Source organism: Proteus terrae subsp. cibarius (assembly GCF_011045835.1).
Lineage (GTDB): Bacteria > Pseudomonadota > Gammaproteobacteria > Enterobacterales > Enterobacteriaceae > Proteus > Proteus cibarius.
In genome coordinates, this window is sequence record NZ_CP047349.1 from 3,775,105 (window position 1) to 3,792,229 (window position 17,125).

Here is a 17,125-nt window from a genome sequence, read left to right on the forward strand (position 1 = left end):
ATGATTGAAATCAGCGAAGTATCAAAACGTTATCAAGATACAACTGTTCTCGATAATATAACAACAACAATTCAACGTGGCGGTATTACTTCGATCATTGGCCCTAATGGCGCAGGTAAATCCACATTACTTTCTGTGATTGGACGTTTATTACTTCCTGAAAGTGGCATGGTAAGCGTTAACGGTATGGATGTTGCTGCAACTAATAGTGATGTTCTTGCCAAGAATCTCTCAATATTACGCCAAGAAAACCAGTTTGTTAGTCGTTTAACCGTAGAAGAATTAGTCGGTTTTGGGCGTTATCCCTATAGCAAAGGGCGTTTAACACTTGATGATAAAAAAGTGATTGATGAGTCACTCGCCTTTTTAAATCTGACTGAATTTCGTCATCGTTATCTAGATGAGTTATCGGGTGGGCAACGTCAGCGTACCTATGTTGCTATGGTGCTATGTCAAGATACTGAATATGTCATGCTTGATGAACCACTGAATAATCTTGATATGAAACATGCGGTAATAATGATGAAACTGCTGCGAAAAGCCGCAGATGAATTAGGAAAAACCATTATTATCGTTATTCATGATATCAATTTTGCCTCTGTTTACTCTGACTATATTTTAGCCATGCGTAACGGAAAACTGTATTATCACGGTTCACCCAAAGAGATCATGAAAGCGGATATTATCGAAGATATTTTCGACACTCCTGTTGACGTTAAAGAGCTCGATAATAAGCTAATTGCCATGTATTACTAATTCTAATTAGCCTGATAATCTTTAATAAAAAGCATGTTGTTCTTCTCATTACAGCATGCTTTTTTATTGCCTTTTCCCTTGCTGAAGAAACTCTGAATCAATATCTTCAAAAATAGAGTCCCACTCATCATCATTAATATCCATCAACCCAAAATAACGCAGTAAAAAAGTACCTTCTGTCGCCAAAAAAGCCAATCTAGCGCGTTTTCCAGCGACTGTTGTTGTATCTACCCCCGTTAATCGCTGTTGATACCACTCCTTTGTACTTTGTAAATATTCTGGTGTTTGCAACAATGCAGCCATCAAACTAGCACCTTTAGCAAAAGCAACCTTATCATGCGTATGAATAGCACGAATATGTGCTGTTACTCGATTTTCAGGCGAATTATCATTTTTAACTATCTCGTTAAATTTAGTTTCATAACTGCCTTCCCAGTGTTCAAACATCGCATCAATCATTGCTTCTTTGCTGTTGAAGCAGTATTGAACCCCCCCTTTTGAGATCCCCATTTTTTTTGCGACAGTATCAATCGTTAATGCTGCCGCGCCTTGCTCCATCACAATGTCGAAGATAGCTTCTAGCAATTTTTCTCTATCAATGGTTCTTTGACGTCCCATAAAAAAACCTCTTTTCAATACGGTCGTATGGATTTATATTATAGCTGCTAGTAAAAATAATACACATAAAAATAACTGAGATTTCTATGATAAAAGATTATAAACGTTGGATAGTATTACTTTTGGTATCTAGCATGCTGTTTCTCATTGTTGTTGATGTAACAGTGCTTTATACCGCATTGCCACGTTTAACTCATGATTTAAACGCAAGTGCATCAGAAAAACTTTGGATAATGAATGCCTATCCATTAATTGTTGCTGGATTATTACCTGCAGCGGGTATGCTCACAGACAGGATCGGCCATAAAACACTCTTTATTTGTGGGTTACCATTATTTGCTATTGCTTCTTTGTGTGCAGCTTTTTCTCCCACAGCGATGACCTTAATTGCATCTCGTGGTTTTTTAGCTGTGGGAGCAGCAATGAGTATGCCAGCTACTCTGTCAATAGTGCGACAAGTCTTTAGCGATCCGCAAGAGCGTGCGGTTGCAATCGGTATTTGGTCTGCAGTTGCTTCAGGCGGTGCAGCTTTAGGGCCTTTAATTGGTGGAATGTTGCTTGAACATTTTTGGTGGGGCTCTGTTTTCTTAATTAACGTCCCTATTGTTCTTTTGGTATTACCATTCTCTATTTGGCTTATTCCTAAGTTTGCTGGACATGGCAACCATAAAATTGATTATTTAAGCTCAGTACTGATTTTAGTCGGTTTGATCAGCGCCATTTATGCCCTAAAAGAGATAGGAAAACCTTATATACAGTGGAGTGAAGCCACAATTGCCACTGTGATTGCAGTGATCTTTCTCACTCTATTTACCTTACGTCAGCGTAAACAAACTCACCCAATGATTGATTTTGGGTTATTTAAAAACCGCTTTTTTAGTATCGGTATTTTAATGGCTGTGCTTTCTATGGTGATCATTGTGGGTATTGAATTACTGCTCAGCCAACGCTTACAGCTTGTTGCAGGTTTCACCCCACTTAATGCGGCGCTGGTGATTTTACCCATTCCTATTGGCTCTGTACTTGCTTCTCCATTGACAGGTTATTTCTTGGTGCGTTTAGGTGAAGCTCGCTTAATTATTACCGGATTTATGCTTACTTTAGTGGGAAATCTGTGGTTAATTGCCGTTTATCAAACAACATCTCCAATGGTGTTAATTGGTAGCTTATTCTTAATCGGCTTTGGTTTAGGTATTATTTTTACCACAGCATCGACATCAATTATGTTGAGTGTGGCAGATAGACAAGCTGGAATGGCTGCATCAATTGAAGATGTAGCTTATGAGCTAGGCAGTGTGATTGGGGTGACATTTATGGGCAGTTTGATGAGCACCGTGTACACCTTAAAGCTCGTACTACCTGACTCATTAGCTATCAACGATGCAGTCTATGACAGTTTAGACGAAGCCCTGATTGTGGCAGAGAAGTTACCAAATGACGTGGCTTCTCTCGTGATATCTCAAGCAAATATGGCCTTTGAAAATGCCTTTTTCGTAGTATTAACCGCGACAGCAATTATTACCGCACTTAGCTTAGTGGTTCTGCCTTATTGCTTGCATAATTCCGTAAGGACAAAAATAACTTAAATTATGGAGTGATTTTTGCAAAATAAACGCGTCTAAGTGGCGCGTTTTTATAACGGTAGCGTACTCAACTAAAACCTATCGATATCCAGAGCATCCATACTAAAGTGAGAAGGCGATTGTCCCATCTGTTTTTTAAACATCGTCGAGAATGAACCGGCGCTGTTATAACCCAAATCAAAGGCAATTTCAGTAATACCGCGTCCTGATAAGATTTGTGTTAATGAATTCAATAAACAGACTTGTTGTCGCCATTGTGAAAATGACATTCCCGTTTGTTGTCGGAAAAAACGGCTAAAAGAGCGTTCACTTTTATGTAATTTATCTGCCCACTGTTGCGGTAAAGAATCTATTTTTGGATTACGAATAAAATCACGACATAATTTAGCTAATTTACTGTCTTGTGGAATAGGTGCAAAAAACGGTAATGGTTTTGCTTTCGCTAATTCACATAGGATTAACTGCATTAAAAGACCATCTCGCCCTTTTTTGTCATATTTTGCAGGCACATCTACAGCTTCAAGCAAGAGTTGGCGAAAAAGAGGAGAAACACTGACAACTTCACATTGTTTGCTATGACGAGGTGCTGCAGAAGGCTCGATATATAAACTTCGCGTACTCACATCTAACATACGAGTTTCATGCCCTGTTTCTGGTGGGATCCATACACCACAAGACGGCGGAATAACCCACTCGCCATCATCTGTGCTCACTTCGATTAATCCCGTAGCCGGGTATAAAAATTGAGCACGTCGATGTTGATGCGTTTCTAACAATGTATTGGGCAAATAGTCTGTACCCAGCGCAATAACATCTCGGTCAAGTGAATCAACGCTTTTTAACGGTACATTTCTCACAGTTTAGGTCACTCTCTTTTTATTTTCGTCCTTTTTAATATAGCAGTTCTCACGCACTCTACACACTGGCAAATAATGAGCTATATAATTAAAATCGCTATATATTTAAATGAGCAACGAGGGTGTCTTATGTGAAATTTCAACCTTCTTGATATCTATTTAATAAACCTCATTAACAATCAAAAAACGAGCTTTTAACACTCCTAGTAAATAGGCTGAAATTCAAATGTCATTGTCTGGTTTTAGAATGTTGGCAAAAGATTAATCAACTACTATCCCTCTCGCAGAGGTTATTTCGAGCCTTCTGCAATTATCTATGCATTCAATAATAATGCAGCGGATACCAGACATTCCCTTTATTCATAGCCTAGAAAAATCACGCACATTCTTTATATCAAGTATCGGGTATATCGGGATCCGCCTATTATGTTTAAGGTAGAGTTCATTATGAGCAATCAGTCCGATCACGATAGTGATACAAAGAGCATTCTCAACGATGTTAGCCGCCGTCACTTTATTCAAGCGAGCTCAGCATTAGTCACCCTCCCTTTTCTCGCATCAAACTCTTTTGCTGCGACAACAGATAACGCTATCCCAGTAAAATCAATAACAACTGAAGAGGGTGAGCGCGTTGTTTCAACTTGCAGTAGCTTTGACTGTGGCGGTAAATGTGACATTCGTGCCCATGTAAAAGATGGCAAAGTTACCCGTATTAGCACACGTCCAGATGCTGATTTAGATGAAGAGATGCCAATTATGCGTGCCTGTGTACGAGGCCGTGGTTATCGTAAATTTGTCTATCATCCAGACCGTTTAAAATACCCAATGAAACGCGTTGGTAAACGTGGCGAAGGAAAATTCGAACGTATCACTTGGGAAGAAGCAACCACCCTTATTGCGCAAAATATGCAACGTATTAACCAGCAATATGGTCCAGCATCTCGCTTTGTCAGCTTAAGTACAGGCGTTACTGGCGGTATTTTCTCTGGTGCGAATATGTTACGTCGTCTGTTTAATATCACAGGCGGTTTTCTGGAAAACTATCACTCAGTCAGTAACGGTAATACCCTTGCGGTCACCCCTTATACTTATGGCACAGCTGCCAGTGGTAGCACCCTCGATACGTTAGAAAATACCCCTCTTGTGATTTTATGGGGTCATAACCCTAACGAAACTATTTTTGGCCATTCAAACCATTTCTTCCAAAAAATGAAGAAAAACGGCACTAAATTTATTGTCGTTGACCCACGTTATTCAGATACCGCTTCTTCTTTAGCTGATCAGTGGATCCCGTTATTGCCAACAACAGATAACGCGATGATGGATGCGATGATGTATGTCATCGTAAGCGAAAATCTGCACGACCAAGCCTTTATCGATAAATATACAGTTGGCTTTGATGAACACCAAATGCCTGAAGGTGTGGGTGAAAATGAGTCTTTAGTTGCCTATTTAATGGGTAAAAAAGATGGTGTTAAGAAAACCCCAGAATGGGCTGAAACCATCACTAAAGTGCCTGCTGATACTATTAAACAACTAGCTCGTGAATACGCATCGACAAAACCGGCTGCATTAATGCAAGGTTGGGGTCCTCAACGTCATATTTGTGGTGAACGGACGGCGCGTGGCGCGACATTACTTGCGACTATCACGGGTAATGTGGGTGTTCGTGGTGGTTGGGCTGCCGGCTATGGTATGGCTTTAAACTCTGAATTACGTAAAACTATTGCGGGGCCAAGCCTATTAACTAACCCAGTAAAAGCGAAAATCAATATCACCAACTGGGTACAAGCGTGTGAAGATAAAAATTTAGTCACGCCACAAAATGGGTTACTGAACGCCGAGAAACTTGATACTGAAATCAAGATGATTTTCTCAATGGCGGGTAACTACATGACAAACCAAAATACCGATATTCTTCATGCCGCAAAAGTACTTGAAGATGAATCAAAAGTAGAATTTATCGTTTGTAGTGATCTCTATCTAACTCCAAGTGCAAAATACGCCGATATTTTACTGCCAGAAACCAGCTTCTTAGAACGCTGGAATATCGGTGGTACATGGAGCTATGGCGACTACATTATTCTTTCTGAAAAAGTTATTGAGCCTGAGTTTGAGCGTCGTACTGACTACGATTGGTTACGAGAAGTTGCCGATAAATTAGGTGTAGGTGAACAATTTAGCGAAGGTAAAGAGACTGATCGCGATTGGATTGAATATTTAGTCGATGATGCGAGTGTTAAACGCCCTGAAGACGGTATTCCAACCTTTAAAGAGTTGTTAGTTAAACGTCGTCATCTATTAAAACATCGTCCTCATACTCAAAATGTGGCGTTTGAGAAAAATATTCAAGATATCGAGAATAATCCATTCCCAACGCCATCGGGCAAAATTGAGATATTCTCTAAGCGTTTATATGACATGAATAATGTCGATATTCCTGCACTCTCTCATTATGTACCCGCCATTGAGGGCCCTGAAGACACGTTAACGGATAAATTCCCGCTACAACTTATCACATGGAAAGGGCGTAACCGCGCAAACTCAACGCAATTTGCCAACCCTTGGCTGCAAGAAGTACAGCGCCAAGAACTCTGGTTAAACCCGTTAGATGCTCAAGATAGAAACATCAAAGAAGGCGAAAAAGTCAAAGTGTATAACGATCGTGGGATCACGATGGTTCCCGTCAAATTAACACAACGAATTATGCCTGGTGTCGTCGCCTTGCAAGCAGGTGCTTGGTGGCAACCTGATGCAAAAGGCATAGATCAAGGTGGATGTGCCAACGTATTAACATCATCCCGTAGCACCGCAATGGCACACGGCAATGCTCACCAAACATTATTGGTCGAGGTAGCAAAAGCATGAGTAAATTTATCGTTTATCCCGCTGTGAGCAACAAACAGTTAGGGTTTTATATCGACAGCGCTCGCTGTTCAGGTTGTAAGGCGTGTCAGGTTGCGTGTAAAGATAAAAACAACCTTGATGTCGGACGCAAATTTCGTCGTGTTTATGAAATCACGGGTGGCGGTTATACCCGCAATCCTAAAGGTGCACTAGTCAATAATGTCTTTGCTTACACGTTATCTATCTCTTGTAACCATTGTGATGACCCAATTTGCGTTAAAAACTGTCCGACAACAGCAATGCATAAGCGTGAAGGCGACGGCATCGTCATGGTAGATACAGACAAATGTGTCGGTTGTGGTGCTTGTGCGTGGTCTTGCCCTTATGGCGCGCCACAAATGAATCCAGAAACCAAGCAGATGTCAAAATGCGACTTTTGTATCGATTTACAGCAAAAAGGTGAACAACCCGTTTGTGTTGCGACTTGTCCGCTAGGTGCGATCCAATTTGGTCCTATTGATGAGTTGCGTGAACGCTATGGCGATTTAGATTATGTCACAGGTTTACCTTCCCCTGAAATAACGCATCCAAACCTTGTTATTAACCCACATCAGGGTGCCAATAATGACGGAATTAATAATAAGGGAGAAAGAAAATGAATGAATGGTCATTATTAATCTTCACATTTATGATGAATGCGACCATCGGTCTTGCGCTAACAACAGGGCTTTTTGCTCATCGCCTTTCTCATTATCTCAATGCAGAAAGCTACTATCGCTTTATGCTGTTAGCCTTATTTGTTATTTGTGGATTAGCGGGTTTAGGCTCTATCGCTTCAATTACTCACTTAGGTGTGCCATTAAATGCCCCTAATGCCATTAGAAATGTTTTTTCTGCTTGGTTAAGTCGTGAAGTTGTCGTCACTGCTATTTTTGTCGGTTGCCTAGGATTAACCTTTTTATGGCTCTGGCGCACTCGCAAACTCTCAATGCTGTTATTAAGTGCCAGTATTCTGATTGGGTTATTTGATATTTATTGCATGGCATCGATTTATCGCCATACCTCTATTTTAACCTGGATGGACCCTAATACTTACGTGATGTTCTTCGGTGCGATGTTAACGCTTGGTGTGGCTATTTTCTTTTTGCTGATCAAAGTATTACAACGCATAGGTAGTAAGTTAGGAATTGAAATACCACAAGGCTCTTTCCCAATACGCTGGAAATGGCAATTATGGGGGATCATGACATTTAGCTTAATCGGTCGATTACTGTATCAACCTTTTTATGAGCAATATTTAACTAGCACGCTCTATAGCCAAAAATCGGTGACATTCCCGTTATCACCTATTCAAGTGTATTACTCCATTGGCTCGTTACGCACTACATGCTGGATCTTAGCAACCTTTGCAGTATTAGCTTGTGGTTATAGTTTAGTGAAATTCCTAGCACCTAAAAATCAAAGTAAATCAACAGAGTCTATTTTTTCACTTGGTTGTGTGATCGCAATTATTGCTGACTTTATGTTGCGCTATGTTTTCTACTCAATTCACTAATTGTAATTGAGCTTGTTGTTTAAATAATAAAAAAACAAACCTCATTAATTGGGGTTTGTTTAAGGAAGTATCAAAAATTATGAGCAGACTCTCTTATTATGCGGCTGCATTTAATTTATTGGGAATTTGTTATTTATTCCCACCTGATGATGACACCAATAAAACTGCACTCAACTTTTTTAAAACAGGGGATTTTGCAGCACAGTGGCCTTGTAAAATTGAAAACCGCTTGTGTGAACGTTTAATTGATTCTGTTTCTATCGATACAGAGCAATTAAAAACCCAATGGCAAAATCTTTTTGTTGGCCCTAATGCATTACCCGCTCCTCCTTGGGGTTCAGTCTATTTAGATCCTGAGGGCTTATTACAAGGGGATTCTACCCTTGCACTGAGTGAGTTTTTAAAACGGGAACGTTTAAAAGTAAATACGCCTTTTCCAGAGCCTGTTGATCATATCGGTTTGATGTTATTTCAAGCAGCGATATTGGCATCGGAAAACAGAGAAGAAGCGGTTAATGAATTATTATCCCTTCATTTGACCACATGGCTACCTCACTATTTAAATAAATTAAAAATGAGTGGGTATAGCCAATTTTATAGCACCTTAACAGAACTGGTAACCATCACGGTGAACGCATTCAGAAAATAGAAATTTATTAACAACTTATCATCCTAACATAATTATTTAAGGTAATTTGGACCACGCACCCAAATTACCTTTTTTCATTTAAGACATTCTCTTTTTAAATTATGACAACTTTAATCCTAAGCGTTTTGTTAAACGGCGTAAGTTAGCCGGATCGAGTGATAATTCTCGCGCCGTTGCCGCCCAATTTTGGTTATTACGTAGCAATGCTTGTTTAATTAAATCTCGCTGAAATTCATCCGTTGCTTCTTTTAAATTCTTTTCTTCAGAAGGTAATGTTTGAGAAGCAGAGTGAACGGGATTTTCAGCCCCTAAAGCAAAATGACTAACTTGTAAAATAAGGCTATCGGTTTTATTTCCAGCTCTTGCTAAAACAATGGCTCGGTGAATGGTATGTTCTAATTCACGCACATTACCCGGCCAAGAATAGTGTAATAAATAAAGGCGTAATTCAGGGCTAATAATCACTTGAGTGAGATTAAAACGCTGACGATATTGCTCGCAGAAATAACCCACTAATAGCAAAATATCTTCATCTCTTTCTCGTAATGGTGGAACATGCAAAGGAAAAATGCTTAATCGATGGAAAAGATCAGCACGGAAATTTCCCGCTAATACTTCTTCCCATAAATCACGATTCGTTGCCGCTAATACACGCACATTAACGCGTAAATTACGATCATCACCAATGCGTTGAATATCGCCATATTGTAAGACACGCAGTAATTTGGCCTGAAGTGATAATGATAACTCCCCTATTTCATCAAGAAATAAAGTTCCGTTATCTGCCATTTCAAATTTACCACTACGATGGCTGATTGCGCCGGTAAAAGCCCCCTTCACATGCCCAAATAATTCACTTTCTGCCACACTCTCAGGAAGTGCCGCGCAATTTAAATAGACTAACGGATTATCTGCACGATTAGACATTTCATGAATAGCTTTTACCACCAGCTCTTTGCCCGTTCCCGTTTCGCCACTCACTAAAATATTCATATCTGCGGGTGCAACAATTTCTATCTCTTTTTTCAGTTGCATCATCGAAGGCGATAAACCAATAATCTCTGTTTTTACTGTGGGCTTAAACGTATTGGTTGGCGTAAATAACATATTTTGATTTTCGAGTTGCTCAATCAATAGCGCATTATTTAATGCACCAGAGGTTAATGCAGCAATTAAACGCAATTCTTCATCACTAAAAGTATCGAACTGATGAGGGTCCATTCCATCCAGTGTTAACGTACCAATTAAGTCTTGCCCAGCAAATAATGGTAATCCCACACACGCATGCACTTTTAAATGTTCTCTATCTGGGATAAGTCCATCATAAGGATCAGGTAAATCACTGTCCGCAGGGAAGCGAACCACATCCCCTGCCCGTGCGATAGTTTCAAGGCGAGGATGCCCTTCAAGTAAAAATCGACGACCTAAAACATCAGGTACAAGGCCATCTATGGCTAATGGAATAAATTGATGGGGCTCATAACGAAGCAACGCTGCTGCATCGCAATTTAGCACTTGCCGAAGCGTGGTTACCAGACGCTGAAACCTATCTTGATGACCCACATCTTTTTGTAATTCAATGGCAATTTTAGCCAACACATCAACGGAAAAGCCCATAAAAACACCTCATAGTCATTATGACTGTTATTATGGTCATTTTGACATGATAAAGATAGTCATATTGACAATATTTAAATCACCACAAAAACAAAAATCATTTTAAAACAATAAGATAAAAAGTGGCACGCTTCTTGATTATATCTATACATATCCCTATAAAAAGATTAATGAGAAGGAACAATACAAAATGGCTATTCATGTTAAAAATAATGTTAATTGGGTTGGACAACGTGACTGGGAAGTTCGTGATTTTCATGGCACTGAATATAAAACATTATTAGGAAGTAGCTATAACAGCTACCTAATACGTGAAGAAAAGAATGTCCTTATTGATACAGTTGACCATAAATTTAGTCGCGAGTTTGTGCAAAATTTACGAGCTCAAATTAATCTCGAAGAGATTGATTACATTATTATTAATCATGCAGAAGAAGATCACGCTGGCGCACTTACTGAGCTGATGTCTTTTATTCCTAATACTCCAATTTACTGCACAGCAAATGCGATTGATTCAATCAATGGTCATCACCATCACCCTGAATGGAATTTTAATATCGTTAAAACAGGCGATAGCCTTGATATTGGCAATGGCAAGCAACTGATTTTTGTTGAAACACCAATGCTACATTGGCCTGACAGCATGATGACCTATTTAACAGGCGATGCGATTTTATTTAGTAATGATGCCTTTGGTCAGCACTATTGTGATGAACGGTTGTTTAACGATGAAGTTGACCAAACGGAATTATTTGAGCAATGCCAACGCTATTACGCCAATATTTTGACCCCATTCAGCCGCCTTGTGACACCAAAAATTAATGAAATTTTAGGCTTCAATTTACCTGTTGATATGGTTGCTACTTCTCACGGTGTGGTATGGCGTGATAATCCAACACAAATCGTTGAATTATATCTGAAATGGGCTGCTGACTATCAAGAAGACCGCATCACTATTTTCTATGACACCATGTCTAACAATACCCGTATGATGGCAGATGCCATTGCACAAGGTATCAATGAAATTGACCCTAATGTGTTTGTAAAAAGCTATAACGTCGCCAAAAGTGATAAAAATGACATTATCACCAGTGCATTTCGTTCTAAAGGCGTACTTGTTGGCTCATCAACAATGAATAATGTCATGATGCCAAAAATTGCCGCCATGCTTGAAGAGATGACAGGCTTACGTTTTCGTAATAAGAAAGCAGCTGCTTTTGGGAGTTATGGCTGGAATGGTGGTGCTGTTGACCGCATTCAAACTCGCTTGATGGATGCTGGATTTGAAACCGCACTAGCGCTAAAAACCAAATGGCGTCCAGACATGCAAGCCCAAGAGATTTGTCGTGAATATGGCCGTGAAATTGCACGTCAATGGGCATTAGCGCCACTTCCTGCGACTCAATCTTGTTGTACAACCTCATCACAACCTGAAGTTACCACACGTGTTGAAGCTATCGATTTAGGTCCACGTATGCAATGCAGTGTGTGCCAATGGATTTACGATCCGGCAATAGGTGAACCAATGCAAAATGTTCAACCTAATACACCATGGAGTGAAGTACCTGATAGCTTCTTATGTCCTGAATGCTCATTAGGAAAAGATGTCTTTGATGCACTTGCAAAGGAGGCAAAATGAGTACAGATCTTCTCAATAATGGGATTGTGATTATTGGCGCGGGGTTTGCCGCGCGCCAATTAGTCAAAAACATTCGCAAATTTAATGCAGATATTCCCATTACCCTTATTGCCTCAGACAGCATTGATGAATATAACAAGCCGGATTTAAGCCATGTTATTAGTCAGGCTCAAAATGCGGATGATCTAACAAAGCAAACAGCTGAAGACTTTGCACAACAATATCAACTAGCCATTTATCCTTATACACAAATTGTTGATATTAATACGGATGAAAAACGTATTCAGAGTACTCAAGGTGAACAATGGTATTACGATAAATTGGTCTTAGCGACAGGCGCTAAAACGTATTGCCCTGCTATTTCAGGCCATGAGTTAATGTTTACGCTTAATAGTCAACAAGAGTACCGAACTTATGAAGCACAAATTCACCAAGCTAAGCGCGTATTAATTTTAGGTGCGGGTTTAATTGGCACTGAATTAGCCATGGATTTTAGTCGAGCAGGTAAAGAGGTGATCCTTGCAGATATTTCAGGGCAATTATTATCCTCCTTGATCCCGTCTGATCTTAGTGGTCGTTTACAATCTAGCCTCACTGAAATTGGTGTCCGATTAATGCTGAAATCACCGTTACAGTCATTAACACAAGTCGATAACGGTATTTTAGCGACATTTAATCAGCATCATCAATTAACGGTTGATTGTGTTATTGCCGCCACAGGGCTCACGCCGAATATAGAGCTTGCTCATCTTGCGGGTTTACATACTGATCGTGGGATTATTGTGAATGAATATCTGCAAAGCAGTAATAGCGATATTTATGCATTAGGTGATTGTGCACAAATCAACGGTAACTTATTGCCATTTTTGCAACCTATACAATTAAGTGCGATGCATTTAGCAAAATCACTTGTAGGTGAAAACAATGCACCTCTTAATTTGCCACCGATGATTATTAGAGTGAAAACACCGTTAATGCCACTACATCTTGCCGGTGAAACTGCGCGTAATGACTTAACGTGGAATATTAATACAACACAGTCGGGTGTTATCGCTAAAGGCTTTGATGATAACAATGTATTACGTGCCTTTGTGGTTACAGAAGAGCAAGTAAGAGAAGCTTTTGCTTTATTAAGAGCACTGCCCGCTTAATTTTAATGGTGATATCGCTAAACAAAACCAACAACACTACAACTTAAATAAACACAAATAGATACTCTAAATAATTCGAGGTGTAGCTAGGCGACAAGTGAGCGAGTCTCTAGGAGCATACATAAGTATGTGACTAGTGCGAATGAACGCAGTCAACAACGCTACAACTTGAATAGACACAAACAGATACTCTAAATAATTCGAGGTGTAGCTAGGTGACAAGTGAGCGAGTCGCTAGGAGCATACATAAGTATGTGACTAGTGCGAATGAACGCAGTCAACAACGCTACAACTTGAATAAACACAAACAGATACTCTAAATAATTCGAGGTGTAGCTAGGCGACAAGTGAGCGAGTCTCTAGGAGCATACATAAGTATGTGACTAGTGCGAATGAACGCAGTCAACAACGCTACAACTTGAATAGACACAAATAGATACTCTAAATAATTCGAGGTGTAGCTAGGCGACAAGTGAATGAGTCGCTAGGAGCATACATAAGTATGTGACTAGTGCGAATGAACGCAGTCATCAACGCTACAACTTGAATAGACACAAATAGATACTCTAAATAATTCGAGGTGTAGCTAGGCGACAAGTGAGCGAGTCGCTAGGAGCATACATAAGTATGTGACTAGTGCGAATGAACGCAGTCAACAACGCTACAACTTGAAGTATGACGAGTATAAACAGGTGAAACTATGAACTTACGTGATCAACCACTAGGCCAACTGGCTCTATCTATTTCTGGCGCCAGTGCCATATTCCGTCAATATAACCTCGACTTTTGTTGTGGTGGAAAAAGAACATTAAGCAAATCTGCAGAGAAAGCAGGGCTCAATATTGATGAAATTGAAAGTAAATTAATTGCCCTTTCAGAACAGCCATTAGAAAAAGATTGGCGACAAGCACCATTGAGTGAAATTATTGATTTTATTATTGTTCGTTATCATGACAAGCATAGAGCACAATTACCGGAGCTTATTCTACAAGCAGAAAAAGTAGAACGAGTCCATGAAGCAAAACCGACTGTCCCGAAAGGATTAGCTCGTCAATTAACACTTTTATTAGATGAACTAACCAGTCATATGATGAAAGAGGAACGCATTCTCTTTCCTATGATAAAAAATGGATTAGGAAGCCAAGCAGGGGCACCTATTAGTGTTATGGAACATGAACATGATGATGCGGGTGAAATTGTTGAAGTAATTAAATTTATTACCAAAAACGTCACACCACCACCTGAAGCCTGCACCACATGGCGAGTGCTTTATAATGGTATTAATGAATTTATCGATGATTTAATGAATCATATTAGCTTAGAAAATAACTTATTATTTCCAAGAGCATTAGCAGGCGAGTAGTCGTGTACATACAGGGGATTTCATCATCCCCTGCCATTTTTATAACAATCAGTAAATCCTACCGCTCACCTTGAGTATCTATTAACAAACGCTGATTTATATATTCGATAGTCTCGTCTATCGTCATAATATTATTAACGACATTCGTAATACCTTGCCCGATAATAATTTCTGCTTGGCGTAAATTAAATAATTTGCCATTTGGTACTGATGATTCTCGTATTCCCTTATTAATTTCTTGATAAGCCAATGTCATCCACGGGTAACGATGGCTAATTTCTTGATTATGGCTGAAATTTTGATGATTACTGTTTCCACCTAATAAAATAAGGTGATCCATAACCACTGGGGAATAAAGCCAACGATAAAATTGCTCTGCATATCGTGATTTTTGGCTATAACGTGAAACCCCTAATACGCCACCGCCTAATTGCGGAATACTTCCCGGTACAGGTGCAAAACCTGTTTTAGGTAAAATATTGCTATGAGCAACATCGTTAAATAAATTCATATAAGCAATAAGCATAGCAAGATGCCCTTGCTCAAATTGTCTAACCGATTCACTCCACCACTTATTATGAATATTCTCAGTGATCGACAACTGTTTTAAATATTCTTCTAATATTTCACCTGCTAAAGGCATTTCCAATCTAGGAATATTATGGCTTCCTATTAAACACCCGCCTTTTGCGTAATAACGTAATAGATACTCTGTTGCGATCAATCCTGCACTACCCAATGTTGTTGAAGCTCCCATTGGACGACTTAATTGCCCTTCTTCATGTTGTTCAGTAAAAAACTGCGTCACATTATCGTATTCTTCAAATGTCGTCGGTACGGTTAATTCATTACCAGTTTTTTCGTAATACATTCTTTTTAGAATAGGATCTTCAAACAAGTCTTTTCGATAAAATAGGAGTTGCGCACTGGCATCAAAAGGCATGGCATAAGCAACATTATTCACTAAGCTAAATTTCTGCTGAGTAGGCAGTGAAAAATTATTTAATAAGTCGGTTAATCCGTTACCGATTTTATCTAATGGCTGTAATATCCTTTCCGCAAACCAAGGAAAACAAGCCATATCAATACGCAATAAATCATAATATGGATGTAAATGTAACTGACTTAATATTTGATAAACTTCGTCGTATGGATGTATTGCTAAATTAACTTTAATGCCTGTTTGGCGATAAAAATGAGGTAGCAGCTTTTTTAATGCACTGGTTGAAGGGCTAGGTAAAATCAATAAGTTAAGACTTATATCTGCTTTATCCTCACTGACAACTGCTGGCGTTAAAGTATAAAGGTGATCGCTTTGATTACGCACACAAGTCACATTCTTTTCAGTTATTTCACTTTCATCCTCTTCTTGCATTAATGCATCCATGACTTCTAATCCAAGTTGAGCGTAATTCATTGGAAAGTAATACAATCCTTTTAATACAGGTGGAATATTGTCGCTCAATGCAAAAATAGGAGGGCAATCATTATGGCTACCGAAATAACTGGCTTGTGTTAAATAACGAGCTTTCTCTATATCTTGAGCAATAAATATGTCTGGGATTTGCTCCATAGAAAAGAAATCAAACGCAATTTTATAACTCTCTTCATCTGACGCACAAAGCACCACATTTTTTTTATTGGGTGCATTCTCTAAAAGTTGATTTTGTAATTCATTGGCAAAGTTTTGATTATTTAAATAGTCGCTACTCCCCATAAAAATACCCACTAATTTACCTGTGGTTTTGGCTATCTGTTGGCAAATAGCTTCTGCGGCTTGAGCAAAATCGAGTGTGAAATATCGTTGAGTATTTAGTGGTTCACGATAAACAAATGCTATTTGAGAAGGCGGTAATTTTAACGTGTCAAAATAGATATTCGCATCTTTAAGACAGCTAACGGTGATCACTTGTTTATAGCCACCTGCAGCAATTTTCTGTAATGCCTCTAATTCGGTGGTTTCAAGATCATCGGTTAAAAAAAGATCGTAAGTGACCTCAGGAAAATGAGCAATAGACTGCCTTAAGGAATTAAAGAAAACGGCATATTTTTCAGAAACTAATTGAGGGAGAAGTATGGCAATTTTATGGCTTTTATTAGTTCTTAACAGTTGAGCTTGCGTATTTAATTGATAGCCCATTTGTTTGGCGGCTTGATACACAGCTTCAATTTTCTCAACACTCACATTCCCACGTTTATTCAATACGTTAGAAACTGTTCCATGAGAGACACCAGCTAGTTTTGCAATATCTTTAATCGTTGCCATTGATCTTTTTCCATCTCAATTTCTGCTTTCACTAGCATACCTGAATTATTTATCGCGACTACTGCTAATTAATTTGAACGTTCCATTTTTAATTTGTTTATAAAACAAGCGCTTGTTACTTATCATAAATAAATGATTATCAATATCAATTAAAACATATATCAATATTAATCAATATGATAAGAAATTTAATTTGAATGAGATCACTGATCTGATCTTCATTT

13 protein-coding genes are annotated in these 17,125 nt (G+C 39.0%); 9 read left to right on the top strand and 4 right to left on the bottom strand.

The features are described from left to right. Nucleotides 1–756, top strand: coding sequence for an iron ABC transporter ATP-binding protein (locus GTH25_RS17300; protein WP_075674001.1), 756 nt, complete (start codon nt 1–3; stop codon nt 754–756). Between the two features lie 63 nt (nt 757–819). Here the strand turns inward: GTH25_RS17300 and GTH25_RS17305 are convergent, their stop codons facing one another. Continuing rightward, the gene (locus GTH25_RS17305) at nt 820–1,374 is read right to left on the bottom strand and encodes a TetR/AcrR family transcriptional regulator (protein ID WP_159242140.1); all 555 of its coding nucleotides are present in this window, start codon (nt 1,372–1,374) and stop codon (nt 820–822) included. Nucleotides 1,375–1,460: 86 nt separating this feature from the next. On the opposite strand from GTH25_RS17305, the gene GTH25_RS17310 reads away from it, so the two are divergent. Further along, the gene (locus GTH25_RS17310) at nt 1,461–2,960 is read left to right on the top strand and encodes an MFS transporter (RefSeq protein WP_159363632.1); all 1,500 of its coding nucleotides are present in this window, start codon (nt 1,461–1,463) and stop codon (nt 2,958–2,960) included. 68 nt (nt 2,961–3,028) lie between these two features. Here GTH25_RS17310 and GTH25_RS17315 read toward each other — a convergent pair whose 3' ends face one another. After that, on the bottom strand, nt 3,029–3,814 hold the full coding sequence (locus GTH25_RS17315; protein WP_075674011.1) for an AraC family transcriptional regulator: 786 nt from the start codon (nt 3,812–3,814) through the stop codon (nt 3,029–3,031). A gap of 447 nt (nt 3,815–4,261) precedes the next feature. Between GTH25_RS17315 and GTH25_RS17320 the strand changes: the two genes are divergently transcribed. The 4 genes from GTH25_RS17320 to dmsD all read left to right on the top strand — a co-directional run bounded on the left by GTH25_RS17320 (nt 4,262) and on the right by dmsD (nt 8,865). Then, the gene (locus GTH25_RS17320; protein ID WP_075673998.1) at nt 4,262–6,682 is read left to right on the top strand and encodes a DMSO/selenate family reductase complex A subunit; all 2,421 of its coding nucleotides are present in this window, start codon (nt 4,262–4,264) and stop codon (nt 6,680–6,682) included. Then, complete coding sequence (locus GTH25_RS17325; RefSeq protein WP_075673997.1) at nt 6,679–7,320, top strand: DMSO/selenate family reductase complex B subunit; 642 nt, start codon at nt 6,679–6,681, stop codon at nt 7,318–7,320. Before GTH25_RS17320 ends, GTH25_RS17325 begins: the two co-directional genes overlap by 4 nt. Beyond that, nucleotides 7,317–8,216 (top strand): dimethyl sulfoxide reductase anchor subunit family protein, encoded by a 900-nt coding sequence (locus GTH25_RS17330; RefSeq protein ID WP_156734332.1) that lies wholly within the window; start codon nt 7,317–7,319, stop codon nt 8,214–8,216. The genes GTH25_RS17325 and GTH25_RS17330 overlap by 4 nt, the downstream gene beginning before the upstream one ends. 79 nt (nt 8,217–8,295) lie before the next feature. Continuing rightward, nucleotides 8,296–8,865 (top strand): Tat proofreading chaperone DmsD, encoded by a 570-nt coding sequence (dmsD, locus tag GTH25_RS17335; protein ID WP_099659225.1) that lies wholly within the window; start codon nt 8,296–8,298, stop codon nt 8,863–8,865. 99 nt (nt 8,866–8,964) lie between these two features. Here the strand turns inward: dmsD and norR are convergent, their stop codons facing one another. Beyond that, nucleotides 8,965–10,482, bottom strand: a complete 1,518-nt coding sequence (gene norR / locus GTH25_RS17340) for a nitric oxide reductase transcriptional regulator NorR (RefSeq protein WP_075673994.1) — start codon at nt 10,480–10,482, stop codon at nt 8,965–8,967. Between the two features lie 190 nt (nt 10,483–10,672). Between norR and norV the strand changes: the two genes are divergently transcribed. From norV to ytfE, 3 genes are all read left to right on the top strand, one after another. Beyond that, on the top strand, nt 10,673–12,121 hold the full coding sequence (gene norV / locus GTH25_RS17345) for an anaerobic nitric oxide reductase flavorubredoxin (RefSeq protein ID WP_156734334.1): 1,449 nt from the start codon (nt 10,673–10,675) through the stop codon (nt 12,119–12,121). Next, complete coding sequence (gene norW, locus GTH25_RS17350) at nt 12,118–13,272, top strand: NADH:flavorubredoxin reductase NorW (RefSeq protein ID WP_075673992.1); 1,155 nt, start codon at nt 12,118–12,120, stop codon at nt 13,270–13,272. Before norV ends, norW begins: the two co-directional genes overlap by 4 nt. A gap of 700 nt (nt 13,273–13,972) precedes the next feature. Then, on the top strand, nt 13,973–14,635 hold the full coding sequence (ytfE, locus tag GTH25_RS17355) for an iron-sulfur cluster repair protein YtfE (protein WP_099659227.1): 663 nt from the start codon (nt 13,973–13,975) through the stop codon (nt 14,633–14,635). A gap of 58 nt (nt 14,636–14,693) precedes the next feature. On the opposite strand, the gene GTH25_RS17360 is transcribed toward ytfE, so the two are convergent. Next, entirely contained in the window at nt 14,694–16,901 is a 2,208-nt protein-coding gene (locus tag GTH25_RS17360; RefSeq protein ID WP_156734336.1) for an extracellular solute-binding protein, read from the bottom strand. Nucleotides 16,902–17,125: the final 224 nt, after the last annotated feature.

What these genes read in the sequence shown, in the direction of transcription:
- GTH25_RS17300 (WP_075674001.1), top strand. Translation starts at nt 1, where the DNA reads ATGATTGAAATCAGCGAAGTATCAAAACGTTATCAAGATACAACTGTT.
- GTH25_RS17305 (WP_159242140.1), bottom strand. Translation starts at nt 1,374, where the DNA reads ATGGGACGTCAAAGAACCATTGATAGAGAAAAATTGCTAGAAGCTATC.
- GTH25_RS17310 (WP_159363632.1), top strand. Translation starts at nt 1,461, where the DNA reads ATGATAAAAGATTATAAACGTTGGATAGTATTACTTTTGGTATCTAGC.
- GTH25_RS17320 (WP_075673998.1), top strand. Translation starts at nt 4,262, where the DNA reads ATGAGCAATCAGTCCGATCACGATAGTGATACAAAGAGCATTCTCAAC.
- GTH25_RS17325 (WP_075673997.1), top strand. Translation starts at nt 6,679, where the DNA reads ATGAGTAAATTTATCGTTTATCCCGCTGTGAGCAACAAACAGTTAGGG.
- GTH25_RS17330 (WP_156734332.1), top strand. Translation starts at nt 7,317, where the DNA reads ATGAATGAATGGTCATTATTAATCTTCACATTTATGATGAATGCGACC.
- dmsD (WP_099659225.1), top strand. Translation starts at nt 8,296, where the DNA reads ATGAGCAGACTCTCTTATTATGCGGCTGCATTTAATTTATTGGGAATT.
- norR (WP_075673994.1), bottom strand. Translation starts at nt 10,482, where the DNA reads ATGGGCTTTTCCGTTGATGTGTTGGCTAAAATTGCCATTGAATTACAA.
- norV (WP_156734334.1), top strand. Translation starts at nt 10,673, where the DNA reads ATGGCTATTCATGTTAAAAATAATGTTAATTGGGTTGGACAACGTGAC.
- norW (WP_075673992.1), top strand. Translation starts at nt 12,118, where the DNA reads ATGAGTACAGATCTTCTCAATAATGGGATTGTGATTATTGGCGCGGGG.
- ytfE (WP_099659227.1), top strand. Translation starts at nt 13,973, where the DNA reads ATGAACTTACGTGATCAACCACTAGGCCAACTGGCTCTATCTATTTCT.
- GTH25_RS17360 (WP_156734336.1), bottom strand. Translation starts at nt 16,901, where the DNA reads ATGGCAACGATTAAAGATATTGCAAAACTAGCTGGTGTCTCTCATGGA.